Here is a 22358-nt window from a genome sequence, read left to right as displayed (position 1 = left end):
TACAGGCGGGTTTATGCTTGGAATTTCGTTTTCAATTAGAAGGTTGTTAAACCTAAAATCAGCTGCAGCTTATATACGATTTCTTTCAAAAATGTAGTCTTTTCCTGAAATTCATCCAGGTTCAGGGTGAACTCGGCATCTTCATTATTCCATATACGGTCAAAATAAGCGGCGATATCTCGAGTAAATGAGTTATCTGGTGGCGCAGCAACCCATAGATCATTTTCCAGATTATAATCATTCATGTTTCTGGGAGTGAAGTTGGTCGATCCTCCAAGAACGATATGATCTCCGGTCGCTTTGGCAATGTACATCATCTTGGTATGATATTGCTCCTTGGTTGTGTTGTACCAGCGAATCTTGATTTTGCCATCCGATTTATCATGCAACTCCGCAGCTACAGGGCGATTGGGAATGCCGGTCTTCTCTTGACCAAAGGCATTTTCGTTCGGATCGAGCACTAGCCTTATTTCGGTTCCCCGTTTCGAGGCTTCAAGCAGGGCGTCCAATACTTTGGGTGAAGCGATGTAGAACATGCCCATCCACAGGGTATCACCTTTTACCGTTTGATTAATCTCGTTTAGCACGGCGTCATTCACTTTGCCCTCGGTCAGATAGCGAATTCGCAAATCCCCTTTATTCGGATCTGTGGAAGGAGCTGTATAGGATGGGAGCTTTCCTCCGCCCGAGAAATTCAGCACAGCCTGCTCCGACTCAAGGATATCTCCAATAATCGGTCCGGTTATTTCATAAGCAATGTTGGAGTGGTAGGCACTGGCGTCATGAATATTGCCTGAGGAGACAATAGCCGTCTTCTCGTTGACCACAACTTTGCGATGGTTGGCCTTCACATTGAGCAATTTAAGGTAGGAACGTACAGTGACATCCGGGCCATCGGATGCCATCAGGTTCGGAATCCAGCCTTTCCCGGATTGTCCAAACCACTGGAAGAAGGTGCGCCACACAGCGGAGTAGACAGGGGTGGAGTCGCGTAAAGGATCCACATCTGTAATGACCACGTGAATTCCGGCCTGTTTCATCTGCTCCAGTAACGGGTTGGGTGCAGAGTTATAGTTGGTGTTCACTTCATCCGTAATGAACCAGATGTCCATATTCGGTTTCTGAAGTTTTTTGGCAACCAGTGTTTCCGTAAACTCGGTGCTGATGGGTGGAAATTGCTGACCCTTGTGCTGGTAGTTATTGAATAAAAACATATCAACCACCACGAACTGTTCCGCGTCCTCGACAACCTGCAGCATGCGCTGGAAGATCTGCTGTTCATGCTCCATCTGCCCATCAGCGGAGGGATAGGTCAGATCATGCAGAAATTGTACCTGATCCACACGGTATTCCGGACTTTCATAAGAAATGCCGGATGGTAACGGTTTATAGGTCTGGTAGAGCATGACGGCGATGAGCCATAGCACCAATAGTACGAGACCTGTTCGTATGTATGGAAATTTGCCGCGTGAAGACTTGCGGTCTGATGTCTTGCGGCGATTAGAAAACAACAATAACTCCCCTTTCTGAACTTGCTGACTTCTATTACCACCCGGATGACAACCTTGACGCAGAGAGCTTGAAGCAATATTTCATTTATATAGGTAGATGGAGATCCAAGAATAGGACGGATGCATCGACAGTAATATGACTGTTGTGTATAATAAGCGTATTGTTTTTGTAGAATGTTCGGATTTTCATATACCTGACAATGACGGGACAAGGCTTCGTTTTTAACCTGTGAATTGGGGCTATTTCAGGAAAGAAAGTGGGTAATAAGGTGTATTCCATCAAACAAGTCGCTGCCATGCTGGGTATTCCAACGGTAACCCTCCGGGCTTGGGAGAATCGATATAGTGCGGTCACCCCTGAGCGAACGGAATCGGGTTATCGCTTATACACGGATGAGAATGTTGCGGATCTGCGCTGGTTGAAAGAACAGGTAGAACAGCATCAGACCAATATCTCCGAAGCGGTTCGTATGCTTAAGGTGAACAAAACCAACCCACCTCCTGAAGCTGCTGTGCCTACGTCGTTAACGGCCCCCGTACCCACGTTGGAAGAGGCATATGTACGTATAGCCGATCAGATCTATGATTCGTTATACAACTTCCAAGGGGAACGGGCCAATGGGCTGATTGATTTTGGCTTCACCATGTACGGATATGATTCGATGTTTTATCATGTGCTGGTCCCCATACTCGTTCGGGTAGGAGATGCATGGGAACAGGGCAGAGCTTCGGTTGCTCAAGAGCATTTCATGACACAGCTGATCTCACAGCGCTTCTATCAGTTTTTCCATCTGTTCCCGATCTATCCGCATCTGCCTAAAGTTCTGGCGTTATGCCCGGAAGGGGAGCATCATCAGGTTGGATTATTGCTGTTCTCGCTATTTATGCGCAAAAATGGTGCTGAAGTGCTCTATCTCGGAGCCAACACGCCGGAAGAGGGGATATTCCCAATCATTCGGGAGCAGAAAATTAGATTGGTCTGCCTTTCGGTTACCAGCTCCGAACTCCTTGAGCAGTGCGATCAGCTTGTGGGTCGAATTGCGGACGAGTTCCCGCATATGCGCTTTGTACTTGGAGGTAAAGGGTATGAGCGTGCAGAGAACGCCCGTTACCCACAATGGATTATGCCCGAAGATTCAGCGGATTGGCAATCGTGGATGGAACGTGAGTATTTCACAGAGCGGCCGTCCGGATTAAGCTATTGAATGCCATGCTTCTGAAATGAGTCTAAAAATAAATTGTATAGGTTAGTGTATACAGGACATCCTTTGACGCAAGAGCGCGAGGGGTGTTTTTTTTGCATTTCAATTCTTATTTACGTATTTTGACCAATGGGTCATTTTTTGATTTACACGGTCGTATAATATTTGTATTATATTTGTATAATGTTTTTGCGTTTACCCGCTTGAACTGCTTATGGGCGGTTTAATAGTAAGTTAGAGACTATAGTACTAGAGGTAGTTCCTAACATAGGAAAGGTGAGTGGCATGATACCGAATCAGCAACGCAAACGTGCAGCTGTCATTGGTGCAGGTCCGGGTGGACTTGCAGCGGCCATGTTATTGTCCGGCCAGGGGTATGAAGTAGACGTGTATGAGAAGCAGCCTGTGATTGGTGGGCGTTCTTCTAGACTGGAACTGGGAGACTACCGATTCGACCGGGGGGCAACATTTTTGATGATGCCTCAGTTGATTGAAGAGATGTTCGACGTGGTGGGACGCAAATTATCCGATTATGTGGAGATGAAAGAGCTGACTCCGCTGTACGCTCTGAATTTCGGTGATAAGGTGTTTACGCCCTCCCGCAACCGTGAAGATACTGCTGCACAGATCAAGGAGCTTTTCCCCGGCAACGAGGACAATTACCTTCGGTTCATGCAGGAAGAAGAAGTGAAGTTTGGCAAAGTCATGCCTTTGCTGCGCCGACCTTTCGGCAAGCTGGCCGATTATTTGCGAAGAGATGCCATGACAGCTCTGCCGAAACTGGACATCAACAATACGGTCTATGGTATCCTGTCCCGCTATTTTACCGACGAGCGTCTGCGCTGGGCATTTACGTTCCAATCCAAATACCTGGGCATGTCTGCCTGGGATTGTCCGGGTACGTTTACGATTCTATCGTTCATTGAGCACAACTACGGATTGTTTCACCCTACGGGCGGCGTCAATCGGGTATTTCAGGCCATGGCTGATGTAGTTGAAGAATATGGAGGACGAATACATACATCCTGTCCGGTTAAACAGGTCATGGTTCGCAATGGGCGAGCAGAAGGTGTTTTGCTTGAAAACGGTGAACGCATCGAAGCAGATCATGTCGTCGTCAATGCAGACTTCGCACATGCCGTGAATCATCTGTTTGAACCAGGCGTGCTTAAGAAATATACACCGGAGAAAATGAAACGCAAGAAGTTCTCCTGCTCCACAGCCATGCTGTATCTGGGCGTGGACGGTGAAGTGGATTTACCGCATCATTCCATCTATTTCCCCGAGGACTATCGACTGAACGTGGATGAGATTACGAAGCACAAAGTGTTGTCTGCGGATCCGTCCCTCTATATTCATAACCCTTCCAGACTCGATTCGACGCTCGCACCGGAAGGGAAATCTGCTTTATATGTGCTGATGCCCACGCCCAACCTAACCGGAGACATCGACTGGGAGACAGAGCGAGAGAATGTGCGGGAGGCAATGTTGAAGCGGATGGAATCGATTACTGAGTTGTCAGACATCCGCAGCCGTATTGAAGAATCGATGATGTTTACACCGCTGGACTGGGAAAATGAACTGGATGTGTACCGCGGAGCGACGTTCAACATGGCTCACAATCTCGGCCAGATGATGTATCTGCGGCCCCATAACCAGTTTGAAGAGTTAAAAAGGGTGTGGCTGGTGGGCGGCGGAACCCATCCGGGCAGTGGGCTGCCAACCATCTTTGAATCGGCTCGGATTAGCGTAAAACTCATTCAGGAAGAGGATGCTCGCAAGCGCTCGAAACGATCCTCGTATGTGAAAACGGCGGAAGCGGGAGGCCATTCATGAAACGGGCAGCTATTGTAGGTGCAGGTATTGGCGGCCTTACTTCAGCCTTGTTGCTGAATAAACAGGGTTGGGACGTCACCGTATATGAACGGGGTTCCAGAGTTGGTGGTCGTATTGGTTACGAACAGGAAGGCGATTACCGGATTGACCAAGGCCCTACGATCGTTCTTCTGCCCGAGATGCTGCTTGGTATTTTGGAGGAAGCGGGTGTGGATCGTTCCAAGGTTGAGCTGCTGCGTTGTGATCCCTTGTACAGAGTGCACTATAGCAGCGGACGTGTAATGACCAAAATGACGGAACGTAAACAGCAGGCCGAAGAGATTGAACGTCTCTTCCCGGGAGAAAGTCAGGGATTCTCAAAATTTATGAACGATATGGACACGTTGTTTCCGGCGGGACGGGCTGCGTTTCTGGAACGGGCTTTCCCTCGGAAAAGGGATTTCTTCACTCCTTCTCTGATGTCCCTGATGGGCCGATTGCGCGCTCATAAAAGTGTGCGTAAGGCTGTAGGTGATTATTTTCAACACGAGGAACTGCTGGATGCTTATTCGCTGCAAAGTCTTTATATTGGGGGATCTCCCTTTGGTACGCCGGGCATTTACTCCCTGCTCCCTTATGCAGAACACGAATATGGCATCTGGATGGTGAAAGGTGGCTATGCTGCATTACCTGCCATACTGGAACAGGAACTGATATCACGTGGTGGCCGTGTCGTGCTGAATTCGGAAGTGACCGGGCTGAATATCGAAAAGGGAATATGCAAAGGTATAGAAACCGCCGCAGGCGCAGAAAATGTGGATGCAGTTATCTACAATGGCGATTTCCCCCACCTGTCGAGTCTGCTTGGTCAGTCCCCTGAAGGTTCACGCAAACGAAAGCCATATCGTCCCTCATCGGGATGTGTGTTGATCTATGTGGGCGTAGACAAAACCTGGGAGGATGCAACGACGCATCAATTTTTTCTGCCTCCAAGTCTGGACGGCAGTTTGCGGGAAGTGTTCGACCAGCGCCGCATTCCGGCGAAGTCCTCATTTTATATATTTAATCCGGCTGCATTGGACGAAACGGCAGCTCCTCCAGGTCAGAGTGTATTGTACTTCCTCATTCCGGTGCCGGATGCCGATGGTGTCAACTGGTCTCAGGAGAGCGAGGCGCTGGCAGAACGAGTGCTGGAAGAAGCAGAACAACGTGGATTTCCGGGACTTCGTGCAGCAATCCAGTGGCAAAAAATACGTACTCCAGCTGACGCTGAGCGCGATGGGCTGTATGGTGGGGGCAGCTTTGGCATCGCACCCGTGCTGTTCCAATCCGGTGTATATCGGCCGCAACCGAAGCCGTTCCCGGCGATTCGGGGACTATATGCCGCAGGGGCTTCGGTACATCCGGGAGGCGGGGTTCCTATTGTGATGCAAAGTGCACGCATGGCAGTCAATCAACTCATAAAGGAGATGGAAACATGAATGAAGCGATTTTGAACAGGTGTGAAGAATTAATGCAAAAGGGCTCGTCATCTTTTTATCTGGCCTTTAGAGGGCTGCCAAGTCCGCGCCGTGAAGCTGTTTACGTTATCTATGCTTTCTGCCGCATGATCGATGACAGTGTGGATGAGCCGGAGCAGTCGCCCTATACGATTCATGAAATCCGCAATCTGTTCATTCAGCTGGAAGAAGCGGAAGGCCATTTTATTTGGCCGGCATTACGATGGCTGTTTACGAGCTTCCCCCATTTGGACAAAGGGCCCTTCTTGCGTCAGATCGAAGGACAATTAACCGATCTTCAAGTGACGCATTATACAACGATGGAGGAACTGGAGCAATATTGTTATCTGGTTGCCGGGACCGTCGGCGAGATGTTGCTGCCTGTATTGCGCGATGACAACGGTACAGAAGTCGCGATGAACGGCATTGCGCTGGGCAAAGGCATGCAGATCGTAAATATTATCCGTGATGTGGGCGAGGACCGGACACGAGCGCGTCGCTATGTTCCACTGGAGATGATGGAGAAGCATGGGTATTCGGAACAGGATTGGGTTGACGGTATCGTGGACGAGAGGTTCATAGCCATTGTGCATGAATTACAAGCAGCTTCGCTGAGCTGGTTTCGTATCGGTATGGACCATCTGGATACGTATCCAGACGAAAGTGCATTTGCCATTGAGCTGGCGGCAGCCTTTTATTCTACCATTCTGCATGCCGTTGAGCGCAACGACTATGACGTGTATACGAAGCGTGCGTTCGTTAGCGATGAACTCAAACTGGAGATGCTGGGTGCCATTGTGAAACGTTATCCAAGGCTGGCTTATCAAGTTTCCCGCACGGCGGTATCCTGATGATTCAGGGCCTGTACTGGGCGTGGTATATCATCGGAGCAACACTGATGCTGACGATTGGTGTGCCAGATGTACTGTCCTTCTCCAACGGTTTGTTTCTAATCTTCTATGCGCTGTATGTGCTGGCTCTGATCTATCAAGGACGGAAACGGACGCGGCTGTCCGACCAGTCAGTCATTTGGATAAAACCCGGACTCTGGCTGGCTTCGGCTATTATATGGCTGGGAGGCATGGGCGTGGAATGGGTCGGTGTGCATACACATTGGCCCTTTGGCGAATATTCGTATTCGGATTTCTTCGGAATCCACCTGTTCAGTGTACCCGTTACATTAGGCTTCGCCTGGATTGCAGTAGTTGGAAACTCGGCTCTGCTCAGTGGTGGCGGCTCCTCGTGGACCGGAAAACTGATAAGGGCGGTCAAGACCGGATTCTGGGCCATCGTGCTTGACCTGGTGCTGGATCCGGTCGCTCATGCCAGAGGATTCTGGCAATGGCAGGCCCCGGGTGGATTCTACGGTGTACCCTGGACCAATTACATAAGCTGGTTTGTGATGGGAGCGTTCCTCTCCTTGTTTCTTCCGGCAATGCCTTCGGATCGAAGCTCATTGCTGCGTGCAAAATGGTTATATCAGCTGTTTATTCTTTTGTTTGGGTTGTTAGCTCTCAAAGAAGGAATTACAGGCAGCTTCATCATTGCTATTGTGGGCGTGCTTCTTGCTGAGGGGAGCTGGCGATATGATTCGCGCCGTAAAATCAAAACCGTTTAACCGGATTTTTTCCTTATACAATCATTATTACTTGCTGCGGAGACGTTTTCGCTCATTTACGTTATCGGGGTCATTGGACCCCCGGCTCTCGAATAATGGCTCACCCATAGACCCGGATCAGCCTGTCATTTATTTCATGAACCATAGCTCCTGGTGGGATGGTCTGCTGCTCTATCATGCATCGCAGCAGACTTCCCTGGGAGATCATTATGTCATGATGGAAGAAGAACAGCTGCGACAATATGCTTTTTTTCGCAAACTTGGCGCGTATTCAATCAATAAGGAGAATGCATCCAGTATTCGAACCTCCTTGCAATATACGACCGAGCTGCTTCACTCCGGCAAAAGGGTCTGGATCTTTCCCCAAGGGGAAATTCTGCATCAGGATGCCAGGCCAATTGAGTTTCGTCCAGGCATTGGGTTGCTGCTCCGCCGCTCTCCGCGCGCCGTAGCGGTACCTGTGACTTTGTGTCATGGCATGGTTCAGCATGATTTGCCGGAAGTATCGATGCAGGTGGGTACACCTGTGATCGAAGATTGGAAAGCGTGGAAGAGTGAAGAGATTGCGACCAGATTGAGCAAGGTGCTGGAGCAGCAGTTGAATGACCATAAATCAGAGCTGGTACGCATTGGGCAGGGGAGTTTGCCGGGGGCCTTTCCACTGATTCGCCCTGTGCGTTCCACGAGTGAAAAATATGATGCGGCACGGAAGCGGGTGAACCGTTAGTGATGAGTGCGTCTGAAATAGGATGGATCATACTGACTTGTGTATTGGGCATTCAATTGGTGTTTGCCATTTGGAACGTCTCCTGTCTGCCAAAAGTGCGTTCATTCAACGCAAGCGGATGGAAAGACAAGGACATGCTGGTCTCTGTGCTGATTCCTGCCCGTAACGAGAAACTGCATATCCAAGGGTGTCTGGAGAGTGTGCTTGCCAGCGATACAACCGGATTTTGGATGGAAGTATTGGTGCTCGATGATCGTTCCGAAGATGAGACAGCAGCCTTGATCCAGGCCATTGCAGACCGTGATCCACGTGTGCGTCTAATACATGGTGTGGAGCTTCCCGCAGGTTGGATGGGTAAGTCTCATGCCTGCCACCGACTGGTGCAGAAGGCCAAGGGTGAATGGTTTATGTTCGTGGATGCAGATGTGCGCTTGGAGCCTGCGGCGATTCGTCAGTCCCTTGCTGCAGGGTGTGCACAGGGCGGCGGCCTCGTAACGGGATTCCCCTATCAGGTGACGAAGACCTGGATGGAGAAGCTCGTTGTGCCCATGATGGTGTTCACCATCATCAGCCATCTTCCCATTTTCATGATACGCAGATCATCCCATCCGATGTTTGTAGCCGCTACAGGGGCGTTTTTGCTCATTCATCGTTCCAGTTATAAGGCCTCTGGTGGACATGCTGCGATCCAGGCAGATCTGGTCGATGACATGAGCCTCGCAAAGGCTGTTAAGCGTGCAGGACATCCCGTCATGCTGGCCGATGTTCATGACGTGACAAATACGCGAATGTACCAGAATGGTGCAGAAGTGTGGAACGGCTATAAGAAGAACATGTACGAAGGTATGGGGCGCAAAGATGTGCTGCTGTTAGGCACGATGCTGATGTATACCCTGATGTATATTGTGCCTCCGCTCGGTCTGATCATCGGTTTGTTGTCGGGCAATGCTACGTCCGTTATCTATAGTCTTGCGGGAACCGTGCTTGGCATGGCTGTCAAAAGGGTATCGGATCACGCTGGAGGAAAACCCTGGTGGCTTGCCTTCTTGCAACCGATTAGCATGGCCTGTGTCATTGCGATCGGCATAGCCTCATGGAAGGCAGGTCGTTCCGGCAAGGGCTATGTATGGAAAGGTAGGCGGTACAATTGAAGGGGAACGTCATCATTATCGGCGCAGGATTTGGAGGTCTATCGTGTGCCATTCGGTTAGCTTCGCAGGGCATACGGGTAACCATTCTGGAGCGGCAGGAGCGAGTCGGTGGAAAGCTGCAGCAGATTGAGCAGGATGGATATCATTTTGACCGGGGGCCGAGTACAATTACGATGCCCGCAAGCTTCCGTTCCGTCTTCGATCACGCAGGTGTAGAGATGGAAGATTATGTGCAGCTATATGAGCTGGAACCGCGCACACGTAATCGTTTTGCAGATGGTACTGTGGTTGATTTGTCGGGCAATCGAGAGTGGATGAAGGAGCAGATTGCTGCGTATAGCCCGGAGGATGCGACCCGTTATGATGCATTTATGGATGAATCTGCCGCGCTGTATGCAGAAGCCAATCGTCATTTTCTTGGAAAGCTGCTGTTGTCGCCCAAGGATAAATATAATCTTCGAATGCTGCGCAGTTTGCTGCGTGTACGGCCAACAGTGAGGCTGGACAAGCTGCTGCGATCATATTTTCAACACCCGCATACCCTTGCGATGTTCGGCCGGTACGCAACCTATGTTGGATCATCGCCCTATCAGGCGCCTTCAATCTTTGCCATGATGGGACATGTGGAAGCCGAGGTGGGCATCTATGGGGTCAAGGGTGGAACCTATCAATTAATTGAAGCGATGACACGACTTGCACAGGAAAAAGGGGTACAAATCATTACTGGCACCCATGTCCGGCAAATCGTGGTCAGGAATGGTCAAGTGGCAGGCGTGGATACGGATCAGGGCTTCCGGGAGGCCGATCAGGTTGTTGCCAATGGAGATGTGCTCACCGTCAATCGGAAGCTGCTTGCGCCAGAATATCGTAAACAGATGAGCGATACACGGATTCGCAGGTATGAGCCTTCGATATCGGGGTTTGTAACATTGGCTGGTGTGCGGAGACAGTATGATTCCCTGCTGCACCATACCGTCTTTTTCCCGGAACGGTATGAACCGGAGTTCGACCATATTTTCCGGGACCTGAAAATGCCTGCCGATCCGACAATCTACATCTGTTATTCCGGTTATTCGGAAGCGGGCATGGCTCCAGCCGGGGCCAGTAATCTGTTCATTCTGGTAAACGCTCCGTATTTGTCAGACTCATGGAATTGGGAGGAGCAGATGGACCGTTATGGCGAACTGGTGTTGGAGAAGCTGGCCGAGCGGGGCATTACGGGGTTGAAGCAGTCGGATGTGCTGATCCGGTACACTCCACAGCATATAGAACGGGATACACTCGCTCATCAAGGATCAATCTACGGTATTTCATCCAACTCGGTGAAGCAGACCTTCATGCGTCCCGGTAACAAAAGCAAGGATGTGCAAGGGCTATGGTACGTAGGCGGAACGACGCATCCGGGCGGCGGGACACCGATTGTGACGTTATCCGGGCAGCTTGTAGGGGCGCAGCTTGCATCTGAAATCGGACGATAAGATATGGTGAGGATTCATATAACAGAATGGCTGATTTAGCCTCCATATATCTTCATAGTAAACATAAGGTGGACCCTCGAAATTCAAGATATTATCGGGTTTTGGGGTGCCCTTTCCATAGCGTGGTCAGAACGTTATACTGGGTAGAGTTGACGCGTCATGCATGAAAATGATTTACAATATAGATCCAATTCATATCATTTGCACGTTACATATCGAAGTAAGAACTATTTCCGAGAATCTCACTGCTGCATGGGGCGAAACCCTTAACGGAACATCACCGGAACTGGCACTAATCCTGTCCATCAGCACTATTCTCACATAAGGAGGTCTCATCATGAATGAACAAGAGCGAGCCGGCGAACGGCTGCTTCCCGAGGTGGCTACGGGAGAACGGAAGCTGGAGCATGTGCGCCTCTGTCTTGAGGAGAATGTTGCAGGAGAAGGAGTAACCAGTGGAATGGAGCGGTATGCTTTTCGTCATAACCCGTTACCTGAACTGAATTTTGACGAAGTAAGTCTGGACACTTTTTTTATGGGCAAAAATGTGCGTACGCCCCTGCTCATCAGCTCGATGACGGGCGGAAGCAAAACCACGGGCGCCATCAACGAACGGCTGGCGCGTGTAGCGAACGCCAGAGGCTGGGCGCTTGGCGTAGGTTCGATCCGGGCTGCAGTGGAACAGCCCGAACTTGCCACTACCTTTGATGTGCGGCGCTGGGCACCGGACATTCCGGTCATTGCGAACCTCGGTGCGGTGCAGCTGAATTACGGCTTCAGCACTGCAGATTTCCAGCGGGCAGTGGATATTGCTGGTGCGGACATGCTCGTGCTTCATCTGAACAGTTTGCAGGAGATCTTCCAGCCTGAAGGCAATACGGATTTTAGCGGATTACTTCATCGAATCGAGGAGTTATGCCGTCAATTGGATGTGCCTGTTGGCGTGAAAGAAGTGGGCTTTGGCATTGATGGAGTGACGGCGCAGCGATTATACGAAGCAGGTGTAGCCTTTATCGATGTAGCTGGAGCAGGTGGCACCAGTTGGGTGCAGGTCGAGAAGTTTCGGAATTCCAATCCGGTACGTCGTGCGGCAGCAGAAGCTTTTGCAGACTGGGGAATTCCGACAGCAGAATGCATTCAGGAAGTGAGAGCGCTGAACCCGGATGGTGTTCTGATTGGCAGCGGTGGACTATATAACGGTGTGGATGCAGCCAAAGCACTTGCGCTTGGTGCGGATCTGGCCGGGTTTGGGCGCTCTTTGCTCGAATCCGCAGTAGCTTCGGAAGAAGCGCTGGATCAGCGGCTGGAACAGGTTGAGTTCGAGCTACGTACGGTCATGTTCGGGATTGGCGCAGGGCGGATCGAGGATTTGCAGGGTACGCCACGTCTGGTGCAACGGCCTTAGATTGAGGGTTGAAATAGAGGTGCGAACCCTAAGCTCACACGATTTCCCTGGGGGATTCGCACCTCGAAGTTTGTCGTAAATGACTTTTTTTGTGCCCTTTTGGCAACACCAATGTTCAATTTAGGCTGTTTTTTATCATAAATGTAAATAAGATTTGTTGTAATTATTGGATACACGTAATAATGTCTAAATTTTGCGACTTTATTACGTGTGTTTTCGCTGTCGCACTCTGTATGGAGTGCGTGGATTGAAATCTTCTTCGGCAGTCGCTTGACCACTCTCTCAATCCGTCGCACTCTGTATGGAGTGCGTGGATTGAAATTCATCGCCTGCTGAGACACCTCAAGTGGTGCCTGAGTCGCACTCTGTATGGAGTGCGTGGATTGAAATCGCTTTGGTGTAGGCAGCAAAAATAGCCGGATCATGTCGCACTCTGTATGGAGTGCGTGGATTGAAATTTCCGGAAGATTAATTCTCAACGGTCTGGAGACACCAGTCGCACTCCGTATGGAGTGCGTGGATTGAAATGGCTAAGCCGAAACGATCCGTTTACGAAGATCGAGGGTCGCACTCCGTATGGAGTGCTTGGATTGAAATGAAACAATCGACGATATCATCGAATATTATCGCAGTCGCAATCCGTATGGTGCACCAATATAATTAAACTCTTAAAGCGCTATACATTTCTCATGCTTTTTTTTACGTAATCAAAAGTCAGTAGTAACACCAAAAAACCGTCCAAAGTAATAATGGACGGTTTTTTGGTTTCTCTTTGAAAGTAGAAGGTGAACTATATAGCCCAGTCTGTTTTTTTCCCCTTATCGTCATCCGGTATGTACGTTAACACATCTGAAAGAGTATAGTCATTCCCTGTCATTGCCCCGAAGAGTGTTCACGATATTATTTAAGGTATCTAAATCAAGCCTTTTTGTTTTTCCTTCGCACAAATCATATGTAGCCTAATCATATTTTTATAGACATAGCTAATTCCACCTTTCACTTTAATCATAGCCTAGGGTTAATCCTGACTGAGCATATTACAGGAAATGCAAAAGAGATGTTGGAGTTAATTGTGGATACATTGAGTGGAATGGATGTTTTGACATTTCTTACGAATATCTTATTGTGGACTCCAGACCGTGTCGATATGAACTTGAAGCTTGATCGATTTCAATGATAAAGTCTCGCTATCCCCTTTGGGACCATACTTTACAGCAGTTAGGCAATGAAAATAAGTATTTTTATATTAAAAGTAAATTATTTACAAGTAAAATATTGATATTAAATTCAAAAATATAGTATTATTTTATTGACCAATGCTTAATTTTGCTTGGAAAGGTGGTGTACCTTTGAAATCAGTAGCCACAATACGTGATCATTTAGCAGACTATTTAAAAACTAACCATATGACACTCAATCAATTCTCTGAGATATCGGGAATTAACTCAGGAACGTTGAGTGGTACGCTGAACGGCCTGCGTCCCATAGGCATGCAACAGCTGGATCGACTTACTGCAGGGATGGGTTTAACTGAGGGTTACTTCTATGAATTATACATAAATGAATGTTTTGTACATACAAGTCCGGATTGGCGAAGACTTGGGCCTTTTCTATACCGTTGTGCCGAACTCGGTATGGTCGATTATATGGAAGAAGCAGTTAATCTAATTATGGATAATCTTTCCTATGCACCTCTTTTGTTTGAGTTGGCTGAGCAGTTATACCGTGAAGGGAAGTGGGAAGCGGCCAAGCCCCTGTATCTTTGTGTAGCTGAGGGTGAGAAAATGCAACATTCTGAACGGTTGGCTCTAAGTCAGTATCGTTTGTTCACGATCGGACTTTCCAAGGATCAGATGAGCAATCTTACACTTGCTACGCAGTTTGAGTTTTTTGTAGAGCGCCTTGACGAGCCTTACCAGCTTGATGGATTGAACGATCTGATTAATGTGTATGCTTCATTGCGCCGATGGGACAAGGTGAAGAACCTTGCTGACAAGTTAAAGCTAAAAGCAATGATCCATTATGAGTTGTATGAATCAGTGAGAGCAGCGGAGGATAAACCTAAAAAGCAGTATGTTTTTTACGTTTTGTACGCATATTTGGCGCTTGGAGAGGCTTGTTTCTATTATGAAGAATATGAAAAAGCACTTCAATATGTCTCTTTGTACACCGATTATAGCTGGGTAAATGATCCGAGCGACGAGGAAACCGCTGTTATTCGTCAGTTCGAGGAATGGGCAGAAGGCAACCGTTATCTATATGAGTTAATGTCAGGTAAAACAGAGGTTATCCAAAATTATATGAAATACATCTCTGAGAGAGAGAATGAGATCTTCCCTGCTTTATGTGCAATTGTCAATGCAGCGAATCGATTTGATATCAATATTGATTCGATTCTTGAAGCGTATGACTCTTTTTTCATGTACCAAGAACAGAGTAGCCGTATTGGAAAAATCAGCGAGCAATACACGAATGATCAATATGGTACTTTGCTTGTGGGCCTGGGTACATATTATCTAAAACATCAAGATTATAACAGAGGGTTTGAGTTGACCCTTAGAGGTTTGGATTTTGCCATTAAAATTAAGAATAAAGACAGCATTCTGGAGTGTATAAAATTATTTGAAGAATTTCGGTATTGGGCAGTTGAAGAAGATAAATTGCGATACAAAAAATTGATTCGGGAGGTTTGAATAAAAATGAAGATGAAATTGGCGCTATTGATATTTACATGTAGTATCGCGGTAGGAGTAATTATTCCTACTACTCAACCTATCCTTGCTGAAATAGACCATCCAGCAATCATGACAACTAATGGTCACGGCATGGGAAGCTAACCAACATTTCTGAAAATACGCTTTTTTAATATGAGCTGCTCCCTCAAGTAGAATGGTGAATTGCCTACTTTGAAGGGAGCTTTTTCGTGTTGGAGTTCGCCTGATTTCCTACTAATTAGCAGAACGGACTAAAATGTTACAACAGGGAGGGGTGAATATGGATTGTGGTAAACTCAAGTTGCAGATCGAAGCTGCGAGACAAAAGCTTTATCAACTAAAGATGGACTATAATGGATATCTGCTTCATCCTCATGTTATAAAGCAATCTATGGTCCTGGATGATCTCATTAATCAATACAATCAAGTTAAAATAAAAAAGCCGATGGGTTAATTCAATCGACTTTGGGCGAGAAACTTTGGCGGGTGCTCGCCCCTATATTTTAACATAAGTTCATGGAGCGAAGTACGTTATTACATGCATTCTTCTTTTACAGTAATCTTTTGGTTGGTTATAGTCACATAGGAGTTGCCAGACAAGTATTCGGTATAACTGCATACCGTTTCGGTATAGATTTTACCACGGCTGTCCGTGAACTCCAGATAGATGGATGCTTCACCGGAAAGTCGCAGCTGCGGAGCGAACTTCATTTTTTCACCGCTGGCTACACCTTTCTTTAAGGTGTGTATAGTACCCTCATTGTTTGTATTGAACGAGTCCATGCCGCTGTTCACGCGTGCTGTAATATTTGAAAGATCATAGTCTGACTGATTGTGAATCGTGATCCTTAGATGTCTAAACGGGTCCAGCGCCTGATAACCCATAGAAATAACTAAACCAATAAAGAGAATCGCTGCAGATAAGATGATTATTTTCCATTTTGAAAAGGGACGACGTGTATTCATAAGTAATCTGCTCCTCTCTTATATATATATAGGTATAAACAGACTGAGGTAAGCCAGTTGTATAGAAATTTAGCTGTGAACGTGGGAAGAGGGGGCCTCAATTATGGACTGCACATTAAAATGCGTGTTATAATAAGGGCAGAAGATGTATAAAATGCAAAGAGAGCCGTGATACCAACACGACTCCCCGCTGCAACAGCCGCTTTTAAGGGCGGTTCGGCTCCGGATTTAGAATGAAAGCCTAAAAATAGACCGCTTCCTTTTGCCGAGGGCGGTCTATTTCCGTTTGTTTGTAAGTATCAAGACAACAAGAGTCGCAAATGAAATCATTAGCGTCATCGCTTGGTATACTTCCACGGGGCATCACCTCCCTTCCGAGAGGTTAGCCGAGACCGCCCATATTAGCCTTTCTGTTGCTTCAGTGATTATACCATAATCTTCTTTTTGTTGAATAGGATAACAAATGTTAGATAGGGTTGGTCAGTGAATACATCACCATAATTGTATACATATCTATTAATTTGGAGGGATATCCTGATGAAGCTAAACCCAATGAATCAAGAAGAATATGCTAATTTCCGTATTCGTTCGATTAAAGATTTTGCAGAAGAGAAAGTGGAAGCGGGTACTTGGGCTGCAGAAGAGGCGCAGGGACTTGCGGAGGCATCCTACGACAAATATTTGCCTGAAGGGCTGAATACACCGGGTGCTTATCTCTATAATTTGGTGCATGAAGTGGACGGGAATGTGGGTTATATCTGGTTTAACGTTACGGATAACCGCCGTGGCAAGGACGCGTTTTTGCTGGACATTGTGGTCGAAGAAGCTTATCGGGGCAAGGGATATGGTACAGAGACGATGGAGGCACTTGAGAGGGAAGCCTTGAGTCTGGGCGTGGATCGCATTGGTCTGCATGTGTTTGGACATAATGTGCGGGCAAGCAGCCTGTATCGCAAGATGGGGTATGAGGTAACCGATCTGACGATGTATAAGGAAATCAAAGGGTAAACCTAAAAACGGATAATCTAAGCCAGACGTATGATCTACGCAAAACGAATCACCCGCAGTAACCGGGGATTTTGGGAAGCGGATGGTGCTCTGGTCGAATTGGCGAAGTTCCTTGATGCCTTGGGGTTTGTCATATATAATGTATAGGATTATCCATACCGAACAAGTAATCAATGAGGAGTTGTCATATACATGGCTTTGAAAGCTGGAATCGTGGGCCTGCCTAACGTTGGTAAATCCACACTGTTTAACGCAATTACACAAGCTGGTGCCGAATCGGCAAACTATCCGTTCTGTACGATTGACCCTAACGTGGGGATCGTTGAAGTACCGGATGAGCGTTTGGACAAATTGACAGAACTCGTTGTACCGAAAAAAACGGTACCGACGGCGTTTGAATTTGTAGATATTGCAGGTCTTGTTCGTGGTGCGAGCAAAGGCGAAGGTCTTGGTAACAAGTTCCTTGCCCACATTCGTGAAGTAGACGCGATTGTACACGTGGTACGCTGCTTTGTAGACGAGAACATCACACACGTCGATGGAAAAATTGATCCGGTAAGCGACATCCAGACGATCAATCTGGAGCTGATCCTGGCCGATATCGAGAGTGTCGAGAAAAAAATCGATCGCTCCAAGAAAAACATGAAGGGCGGCAACAAATCAGCTGCTCAGGAAGTGGAAGTACTGGAGAAAGTGAAGGCTGTTCTGTACGAAGACAAGCCAGCACGCAGCATGGAGCTTACGGATGACGAGCGTCTGATCGTGCGCGATCTGCACCTGCTTACCCTGAAGCCTGTTCTGTACGCAGCCAATGTAGCTGAGGACGAAATCGGCGATGTGGCGAACAATGCCTATGTGCAAAAAGTAAGAGAATTTGCAGCTGCTGAAAATGCAGAAGTTGTGCCGATCAGTGCAAAAGTGGAAGAAGAGATCTCCGAGCTGGAAGGCGAAGATAAACAAATGTTCCTGGAAGAACTCGGTATCGAGGATTCCGGTCTGAACCTGTTGATCAAAGCCGCTTACAAATTGCTTGGTCTGTACACGTACTTCACAGCAGGCGTACAGGAAGTTCGTGCATGGACGATTCGCAAGGGTACGAAAGCACCAGGCGCAGCGGGTGTTATTCACACAGACTTTGAGCGCGGATTCATCCGGGCAGAAGTCGTTTCCTACGACGATCTGGTTGCAGCTGGTTCCATGAACGGTGCCAAAGAGCGTGGACAACTTCGTCTTGAAGGTAAAGAGTATGTTGTCAACGACGGCGATGTTATGCACTTCCGCTTCAACGTTTAGTTCATATTCAATCTACAACTAGATATAACGTTAACAAAAGCCCTGTTGTCTTCCCGTGAAGATCGCAGGGCTTTTTTATATTCTAATCCTGCTGCAGATCGTTACTTATGCTGGATTGTTTGCCATTGGTGGATATAATAAAAATGTGGGAAGCCAGGGAGGCGGAAATGAGACATTATAGTGGGAATTCATCATGTTTCGCCTTGGTGATAAAAGTAATATGGTTGTCTGCCCGGTGAACTATTGCTATCCAGAAGCATAAGAATATGCTATAATTAAGAGTCGTATACCTATGTTAAATTTCACGCTCGGCTTAATGAGTTGAAGCGGGTTTTCAACCGGGTACGCGATTTCTTTTATATAACTTAAAAGTAAAGGATTTGATGACGTTGTAGCGATGTTATACGTCGATCATAAAATGAATCTTTCAGTCAGGGATTTCTGTGAATTCCGTGCCTTGTGAAATATAAATGGTCTGATGATGCATGAAATGAATGCCTATCAGGATCGAATGAATGATGAATGCTTGAACGAAAATAATGCGTGAGGTGACTATATATGTTTGATAAATTACAGGCGTTAGCCGACCGTTACGAGAAACTCAGCGAATTGCTGTGTGACCCGGATGTAGCAAGTGACAACAAGAAGCTGCGGGAATATTCCAAAGAACAATCGGATCTCCAGCCTACCTATGAAGCGTACAATGAGTACAAACAGGTAAGCCAGGATCTCGAAGCTGCAAAAGAAATGCAGGGCGAGAAGCTGGACGACGAGATGCGTGAAATGGTCAAAATGGAAATTGATGAACTGAGCACTCGCCAGAAAGAACTGGACGATCTGATTCGTGTTCTCATGCTGCCAAAAGACCCAAATGATGATAAAAACGTCATCGTTGAAATTCGCGGAGCGGCTGGTGGAGATGAAGCGGCGCTGTTTGCAGCGGATTTATACCGGATGTACACACGTTTTGCTGATACGCAAGGCTGGCGTGTAGAGCTGATGGACGTGAATACGAACGACTTGGGTGGCTTTAAAGAGGTTGTTTTCCTCATCAATGGACGCGGTGCATACAGCAAACTGAAATACGAAAGTGGTGCACACCGTGTGCAACGTATTCCTACAACCGAATCGGGCGGACGGATTCATACGTCTACTTCGACAGTAGCGGTTATGCCTGAAGCCGAAGATTTTGATATTGAAATTCACGATAAAGATATCCGTGTAGATACGTTCTGTTCCAGTGGAGCTGGTGGACAATCGGTTAATACGACGAAATCGGCTGTACGGGTAACTCACGTTCCAACAGGTATTGTGGCGACGTGTCAGGATGGTAAATCCCAGAACTCGAATAAGGAAAAAGCATTGCAGGTTCTGCGTACGCGTATCTTCGATATGATGCGTCAGGAAGAAGAAGCAAAAATTTCGAGTGAGCGGAAGAGCAAAGTAGGTACAGGTGACCGCAGTGAGCGGATTCGTACCTATAACTTCCCACAGAGCCGTGTTACGGATCACCGGATCGGATTGACGATGCACAAGCTGGATCAAATTATGAATGGTGAGATTGCGGATATCGTGTCTGCACTGACGATTGCCGAGCAGACGGATATGATGGATAGAGGAGAATAATCTGTGACCCGCGCGCAGTTTGTCATGACGCCGGAACAGAGCTGTCGGGAAGCCTTCGTGGAGGCTTCCTCTTTTTTGGAGAAGTGCGGCGTGTACGAGCCGCACAACAATGCCCGGCTGCTGCTGGAACATGTACTCGGCCGCGAAGGGGCCGAGTATTACATGATGCAGCCGGAGCCCTTTCCCAGCGAGCTTCGCAGCCGCTGGGAAGACGCCGTCACACGCAAGGCTGCGGGTGAGCCGGCGCAGTACATTATCGGCAGCCAGGAATTCTACGGGCTGCCGTTCGAGGTCACGCCGGCCGTGCTGATCCCGCGGCCGGAGACCGAGCTGCTGGTCGAGGCTGTGCTGCGCGAAGCCGACCGCGTGTTTCCTGGCGGCGCTCCGCTCGCCGTCGACATTGGCACGGGCAGCGGCGCCATCGCAGTGACGATGGCTTCGCAGCGCCCGCGCTGGCAGGTAGGCGCCGGAGATATCTCGGCGGCAGCCCTGCAAGTGGCCGCGCGGAACGCGGCCGCGAACGGGGTACAGATCGACTTCCGCGAAGGCGATCTGCTGGCCCCGTTCGCCGGGGCACGGGTGGACATCCTGGTGTCCAACCCGCCTTACATCCCGGCGGCAGATATCGCCGGGTTGCAGCCCGAGGTGCGCGATCATGAGCCGCGCAAGGCACTGGACGGCGGCCCGGATGGACTGGGGCCGTACCGCATCATGCTGGAGCAGCTTGCGCTGCTGCCTGCGCCGCCGCAGATCATTGGTTTTGAGCTGGGTCAGGGACAGGCCGGGGACATCGCAGCTCTGCTTGAATCAGCTGGATATTGGCCGGAAATTATCGTCGTGCCAGACCTTGCAGGCATTGAACGGCATGTATTGGGTGTTCGCACTTCGGAACAGGTGACGAAAATGTAAGGTTCCACAGGTTTTCTTTTTGCCGTGAAATCCTCTACAATGAGATATACCGAAGATTGCTGAATGCTTGGAGGAACATAACTACATGCTGCATAAATTCAAAAAAATAGACTATTCAATTGTTTTTATATTGCTCATTCTGATGGTCATCAGTATTTTGTCGATCTATAGTACCACCTTTGGCAGACCGAAGCTGGAGGGACTCACGAAAAGTGCAGTGTTGTATTATATTTTAGGCTTCGTGGTCTTTTTTGGGATGACGATGATCAATTACAAATTCATTATCAAAAATTATTTGTATATCTATGGCGTGGGTATGCTGCTTCTCATTTTCGTTATGTTCTTTGGTAAAGAATATTACGGAGCGAAAGGTTGGCTATCCATATTCGGAGTCAGTTTGCAGCCTGCTGAATTGTTCAAGCTATGCCTGATTGTGTTTTTATCGGCCTTTTTGGCCCGCAAGAAGAATCGTCCGCTTTATTTCGGACGTGATGTCATTCCAATCTCACTCTGTGTACTGCCGCCATTACTACTCGTATTACTCCAAAATGACTTGGGGAATGCGTTAAGTTATGTGGTCATTCTCGTGGGACTATTATGGATTGGTAATATTAAATTTACTCATGCCCTTATCGGTTTTATTATTGCTGTGGCTGCATTTATCGGTGGTATACAGGCTTATATTCATTATCATGATGAGATTGTGAAATTTCTGAAGGATGTTGGGCGTTCGCACTGGGCGGATCGTTTCGACCCATGGCTCGTGCCGGAACTGACCTCAAGAGATGTGCTCTGGCAGACGTATAACGCGAAGCTTGCGATCGGTTCTGGTGGCATTACAGGCAAAGGGTATTTGGAAGGAACAACGATTCAGTCGAATCGGGTGCCATTGGCGTATGCCGATTCGATCTTTGTACAGATCGGGGAGGAATTTGGGTTTATAGGTGCCTCCGTGTTGCTGCTACTGTACTTTATTCTTATTCACAGGCTGGTGCTGATTGCGCTGGAATGTAAGGACAGGGCAGGGCCGTATCTGATTGTCGGCATTATAGCGATGCTGCTCTACCAGATCTTTGTCAACATCGGTCCGTTCATTGGTCTGATGCCATTGACAGGGATTACGTTGCCGTTTATCAGTTCAGGTGGTACCTCAATTATGATCAACATGATTAGTATGGGGATTGTGATGAGTATCAAGGTGCACACGGAAGAGAACGAGGATATTCTGGGTTCCGCTGAACAACCCGGCATTACAGAAATGGTCATGAAGCTATTTAGACGCAAATCAACACAGCAGGAGCAGTAATTTTTATCCAAGGAAGAACCTTTTCCAAGAGAATACGATATAAGTTAACCCTGGAATCAACAGATCGGAGCAAGATAGATCTGTGGGTTTCAGGGTTTTTCGTTATTTTGTTTGGCAGGTTTCCAATTTG

Annotated in this window: 20 protein-coding genes and 1 CRISPR repeat array; of the genes, 17 read left to right on the top strand and 3 right to left on the bottom strand. The window is 47.9% G+C overall.

The features are described from left to right. Positions 1-35 precede the first annotated feature (35 nt). Positions 36-1511, bottom strand: coding sequence for a phospholipase D family protein (locus P364_RS0124855; RefSeq protein ID WP_024632748.1), 1476 nt, complete (start codon positions 1509-1511; stop codon positions 36-38). Between the two features lie 269 nt (positions 1512-1780). Here P364_RS0124855 and P364_RS0124850 point away from each other — a divergent pair, with 269 nt between their 5' ends. The 12 genes from P364_RS0124850 to P364_RS36655 all read left to right on the top strand — a co-directional run bounded on the left by P364_RS0124850 (position 1781) and on the right by P364_RS36655 (position 15574). After that, positions 1781-2716, top strand: coding sequence for a MerR family transcriptional regulator (locus P364_RS0124850; RefSeq protein WP_024632747.1), 936 nt, complete (start codon positions 1781-1783; stop codon positions 2714-2716). 282 nt (positions 2717-2998) lie between these two features. Then, positions 2999-4549 carry a phytoene desaturase family protein gene (locus P364_RS0124845; RefSeq protein WP_024632746.1) on the top strand — a complete coding sequence of 517 codons (1551 nt, stop codon included), beginning with the start codon at positions 2999-3001 and terminating at the stop codon, positions 4547-4549. Then, positions 4546-6009 (top strand): phytoene desaturase family protein, encoded by a 1464-nt coding sequence (locus P364_RS0124840; protein ID WP_024632745.1) that lies wholly within the window; start codon positions 4546-4548, stop codon positions 6007-6009. The genes P364_RS0124845 and P364_RS0124840 overlap by 4 nt, the downstream gene beginning before the upstream one ends. Next, positions 6006-6878, top strand: coding sequence for a phytoene/squalene synthase family protein (locus P364_RS0124835; RefSeq protein ID WP_024632744.1), 873 nt, complete (start codon positions 6006-6008; stop codon positions 6876-6878). Before P364_RS0124840 ends, P364_RS0124835 begins: the two co-directional genes overlap by 4 nt. Beyond that, positions 6878-7645, top strand: coding sequence for a carotenoid biosynthesis protein (locus P364_RS0124830; RefSeq protein WP_024632743.1), 768 nt, complete (start codon positions 6878-6880; stop codon positions 7643-7645). The genes P364_RS0124835 and P364_RS0124830 overlap by 1 nt, the downstream gene beginning before the upstream one ends. Further along, on the top strand, positions 7614-8372 hold the full coding sequence (locus tag P364_RS0124825; protein WP_024632742.1) for a lysophospholipid acyltransferase family protein: 759 nt from the start codon (positions 7614-7616) through the stop codon (positions 8370-8372). The genes P364_RS0124830 and P364_RS0124825 overlap by 32 nt, the downstream gene beginning before the upstream one ends. 2 nt (positions 8373-8374) lie before the next feature. Further along, on the top strand, positions 8375-9523 hold the full coding sequence (locus P364_RS0124820; RefSeq protein WP_029881273.1) for a glycosyltransferase: 1149 nt from the start codon (positions 8375-8377) through the stop codon (positions 9521-9523). Beyond that, on the top strand, positions 9520-11001 hold the full coding sequence (locus P364_RS0124815; protein WP_024632740.1) for a phytoene desaturase family protein: 1482 nt from the start codon (positions 9520-9522) through the stop codon (positions 10999-11001). Before P364_RS0124820 ends, P364_RS0124815 begins: the two co-directional genes overlap by 4 nt. Before the next feature lie 337 nt (positions 11002-11338). Continuing rightward, positions 11339-12406 carry a type 2 isopentenyl-diphosphate Delta-isomerase gene (gene fni, locus P364_RS0124810; RefSeq protein ID WP_029881272.1) on the top strand — a complete coding sequence of 356 codons (1068 nt, stop codon included), beginning with the start codon at positions 11339-11341 and terminating at the stop codon, positions 12404-12406. Positions 12407-12627: 221 nt separating this feature from the next. Continuing rightward, a CRISPR array of direct repeats spans positions 12628-13003; the repeat unit is 33 nt; unit sequence GTCGCACTCTGTATGGAGTGCGTGGATTGAAAT. A 752-nt stretch (positions 13004-13755) separates the two neighbouring features. After that, positions 13756-15099 carry a hypothetical protein gene (locus P364_RS0124800; RefSeq protein WP_029881271.1) on the top strand — a complete coding sequence of 448 codons (1344 nt, stop codon included), beginning with the start codon at positions 13756-13758 and terminating at the stop codon, positions 15097-15099. Between the two features lie 6 nt (positions 15100-15105). Then, positions 15106-15243: a hypothetical protein gene (locus tag P364_RS37635; protein ID WP_161634228.1), complete on the top strand. Its 138-nt coding sequence runs from the start codon at positions 15106-15108 to the stop codon at positions 15241-15243. 157 nt (positions 15244-15400) lie between these two features. Further along, entirely contained in the window at positions 15401-15574 is a 174-nt protein-coding gene (locus P364_RS36655; RefSeq protein WP_094938876.1) for an aspartyl-phosphate phosphatase Spo0E family protein, read from the top strand. Between the two features lie 80 nt (positions 15575-15654). On the opposite strand, the gene P364_RS0124785 is transcribed toward P364_RS36655, so the two are convergent. Both P364_RS0124785 and P364_RS38795 read right to left on the bottom strand, forming a co-directional pair. Next, positions 15655-16086, bottom strand: a complete 432-nt coding sequence (locus P364_RS0124785; protein WP_024632739.1) for a hypothetical protein — start codon at positions 16084-16086, stop codon at positions 15655-15657. Between the two features lie 276 nt (positions 16087-16362). Next, complete coding sequence (locus P364_RS38795) at positions 16363-16443, bottom strand: putative holin-like toxin (RefSeq protein ID WP_350338859.1); 81 nt, start codon at positions 16441-16443, stop codon at positions 16363-16365. A 180-nt stretch (positions 16444-16623) separates the two neighbouring features. Between P364_RS38795 and P364_RS0124780 the strand changes: the two genes are divergently transcribed. From P364_RS0124780 to P364_RS0124760, 5 genes are all read left to right on the top strand, one after another. Then, positions 16624-17094, top strand: coding sequence for a GNAT family N-acetyltransferase (locus tag P364_RS0124780; RefSeq protein ID WP_036663898.1), 471 nt, complete (start codon positions 16624-16626; stop codon positions 17092-17094). Positions 17095-17286: 192 nt separating this feature from the next. Beyond that, on the top strand, positions 17287-18387 hold the full coding sequence (ychF, locus tag P364_RS0124775; protein ID WP_024632737.1) for a redox-regulated ATPase YchF: 1101 nt from the start codon (positions 17287-17289) through the stop codon (positions 18385-18387). Positions 18388-18945: 558 nt separating this feature from the next. Continuing rightward, positions 18946-20013, top strand: a complete 1068-nt coding sequence (gene prfA, locus P364_RS0124770; protein WP_024632736.1) for a peptide chain release factor 1 — start codon at positions 18946-18948, stop codon at positions 20011-20013. Between the two features lie 24 nt (positions 20014-20037). Continuing rightward, on the top strand, positions 20038-20922 hold the full coding sequence (gene prmC, locus P364_RS0124765; protein ID WP_029881269.1) for a peptide chain release factor N(5)-glutamine methyltransferase: 885 nt from the start codon (positions 20038-20040) through the stop codon (positions 20920-20922). An 85-nt stretch (positions 20923-21007) separates the two neighbouring features. Then, entirely contained in the window at positions 21008-22228 is a 1221-nt protein-coding gene (locus P364_RS0124760) for an FtsW/RodA/SpoVE family cell cycle protein (protein WP_024632734.1), read from the top strand. Positions 22229-22358: the final 130 nt, after the last annotated feature.

Origin of the sequence: Paenibacillus sp. MAEPY2, assembly GCF_000499205.1 — a bacterium.
Classification (GTDB): domain Bacteria; phylum Bacillota; class Bacilli; order Paenibacillales; family Paenibacillaceae; genus Paenibacillus; species Paenibacillus vandeheii.
The sequence above is the reverse complement of the archived record's forward strand: the minus strand, read 5'-3'. Positions and strand labels throughout refer to the sequence as shown.

Excerpts from the sequence above, each read along its gene's own strand:
- P364_RS0124845 (WP_024632746.1), top strand. The coding sequence starts at position 2,999 with ATGATACCGAATCAGCAACGCAAACGTGCAGCTGTCATTGGTGCAGGT.
- P364_RS0124840 (WP_024632745.1), top strand. The coding sequence starts at position 4,546 with ATGAAACGGGCAGCTATTGTAGGTGCAGGTATTGGCGGCCTTACTTCA.
- P364_RS0124835 (WP_024632744.1), top strand. The coding sequence starts at position 6,006 with ATGAATGAAGCGATTTTGAACAGGTGTGAAGAATTAATGCAAAAGGGC.
- P364_RS0124830 (WP_024632743.1), top strand. The coding sequence starts at position 6,878 with ATGATTCAGGGCCTGTACTGGGCGTGGTATATCATCGGAGCAACACTG.
- P364_RS0124825 (WP_024632742.1), top strand. The coding sequence starts at position 7,614 with ATGATTCGCGCCGTAAAATCAAAACCGTTTAACCGGATTTTTTCCTTA.
- P364_RS0124820 (WP_029881273.1), top strand. The coding sequence starts at position 8,375 with ATGAGTGCGTCTGAAATAGGATGGATCATACTGACTTGTGTATTGGGC.
- fni (WP_029881272.1), top strand. The coding sequence starts at position 11,339 with ATGAATGAACAAGAGCGAGCCGGCGAACGGCTGCTTCCCGAGGTGGCT.
- P364_RS37635 (WP_161634228.1), top strand. The coding sequence starts at position 15,106 with ATGAAGATGAAATTGGCGCTATTGATATTTACATGTAGTATCGCGGTA.
- P364_RS36655 (WP_094938876.1), top strand. The coding sequence starts at position 15,401 with ATGGATTGTGGTAAACTCAAGTTGCAGATCGAAGCTGCGAGACAAAAG.
- P364_RS0124785 (WP_024632739.1), bottom strand. The coding sequence starts at position 16,086 with ATGAATACACGTCGTCCCTTTTCAAAATGGAAAATAATCATCTTATCT.
- P364_RS0124780 (WP_036663898.1), top strand. The coding sequence starts at position 16,624 with ATGAAGCTAAACCCAATGAATCAAGAAGAATATGCTAATTTCCGTATT.
- ychF (WP_024632737.1), top strand. The coding sequence starts at position 17,287 with ATGGCTTTGAAAGCTGGAATCGTGGGCCTGCCTAACGTTGGTAAATCC.
- prfA (WP_024632736.1), top strand. The coding sequence starts at position 18,946 with ATGTTTGATAAATTACAGGCGTTAGCCGACCGTTACGAGAAACTCAGC.
- prmC (WP_029881269.1), top strand. The coding sequence starts at position 20,038 with ATGACGCCGGAACAGAGCTGTCGGGAAGCCTTCGTGGAGGCTTCCTCT.
- P364_RS0124760 (WP_024632734.1), top strand. The coding sequence starts at position 21,008 with ATGCTGCATAAATTCAAAAAAATAGACTATTCAATTGTTTTTATATTG.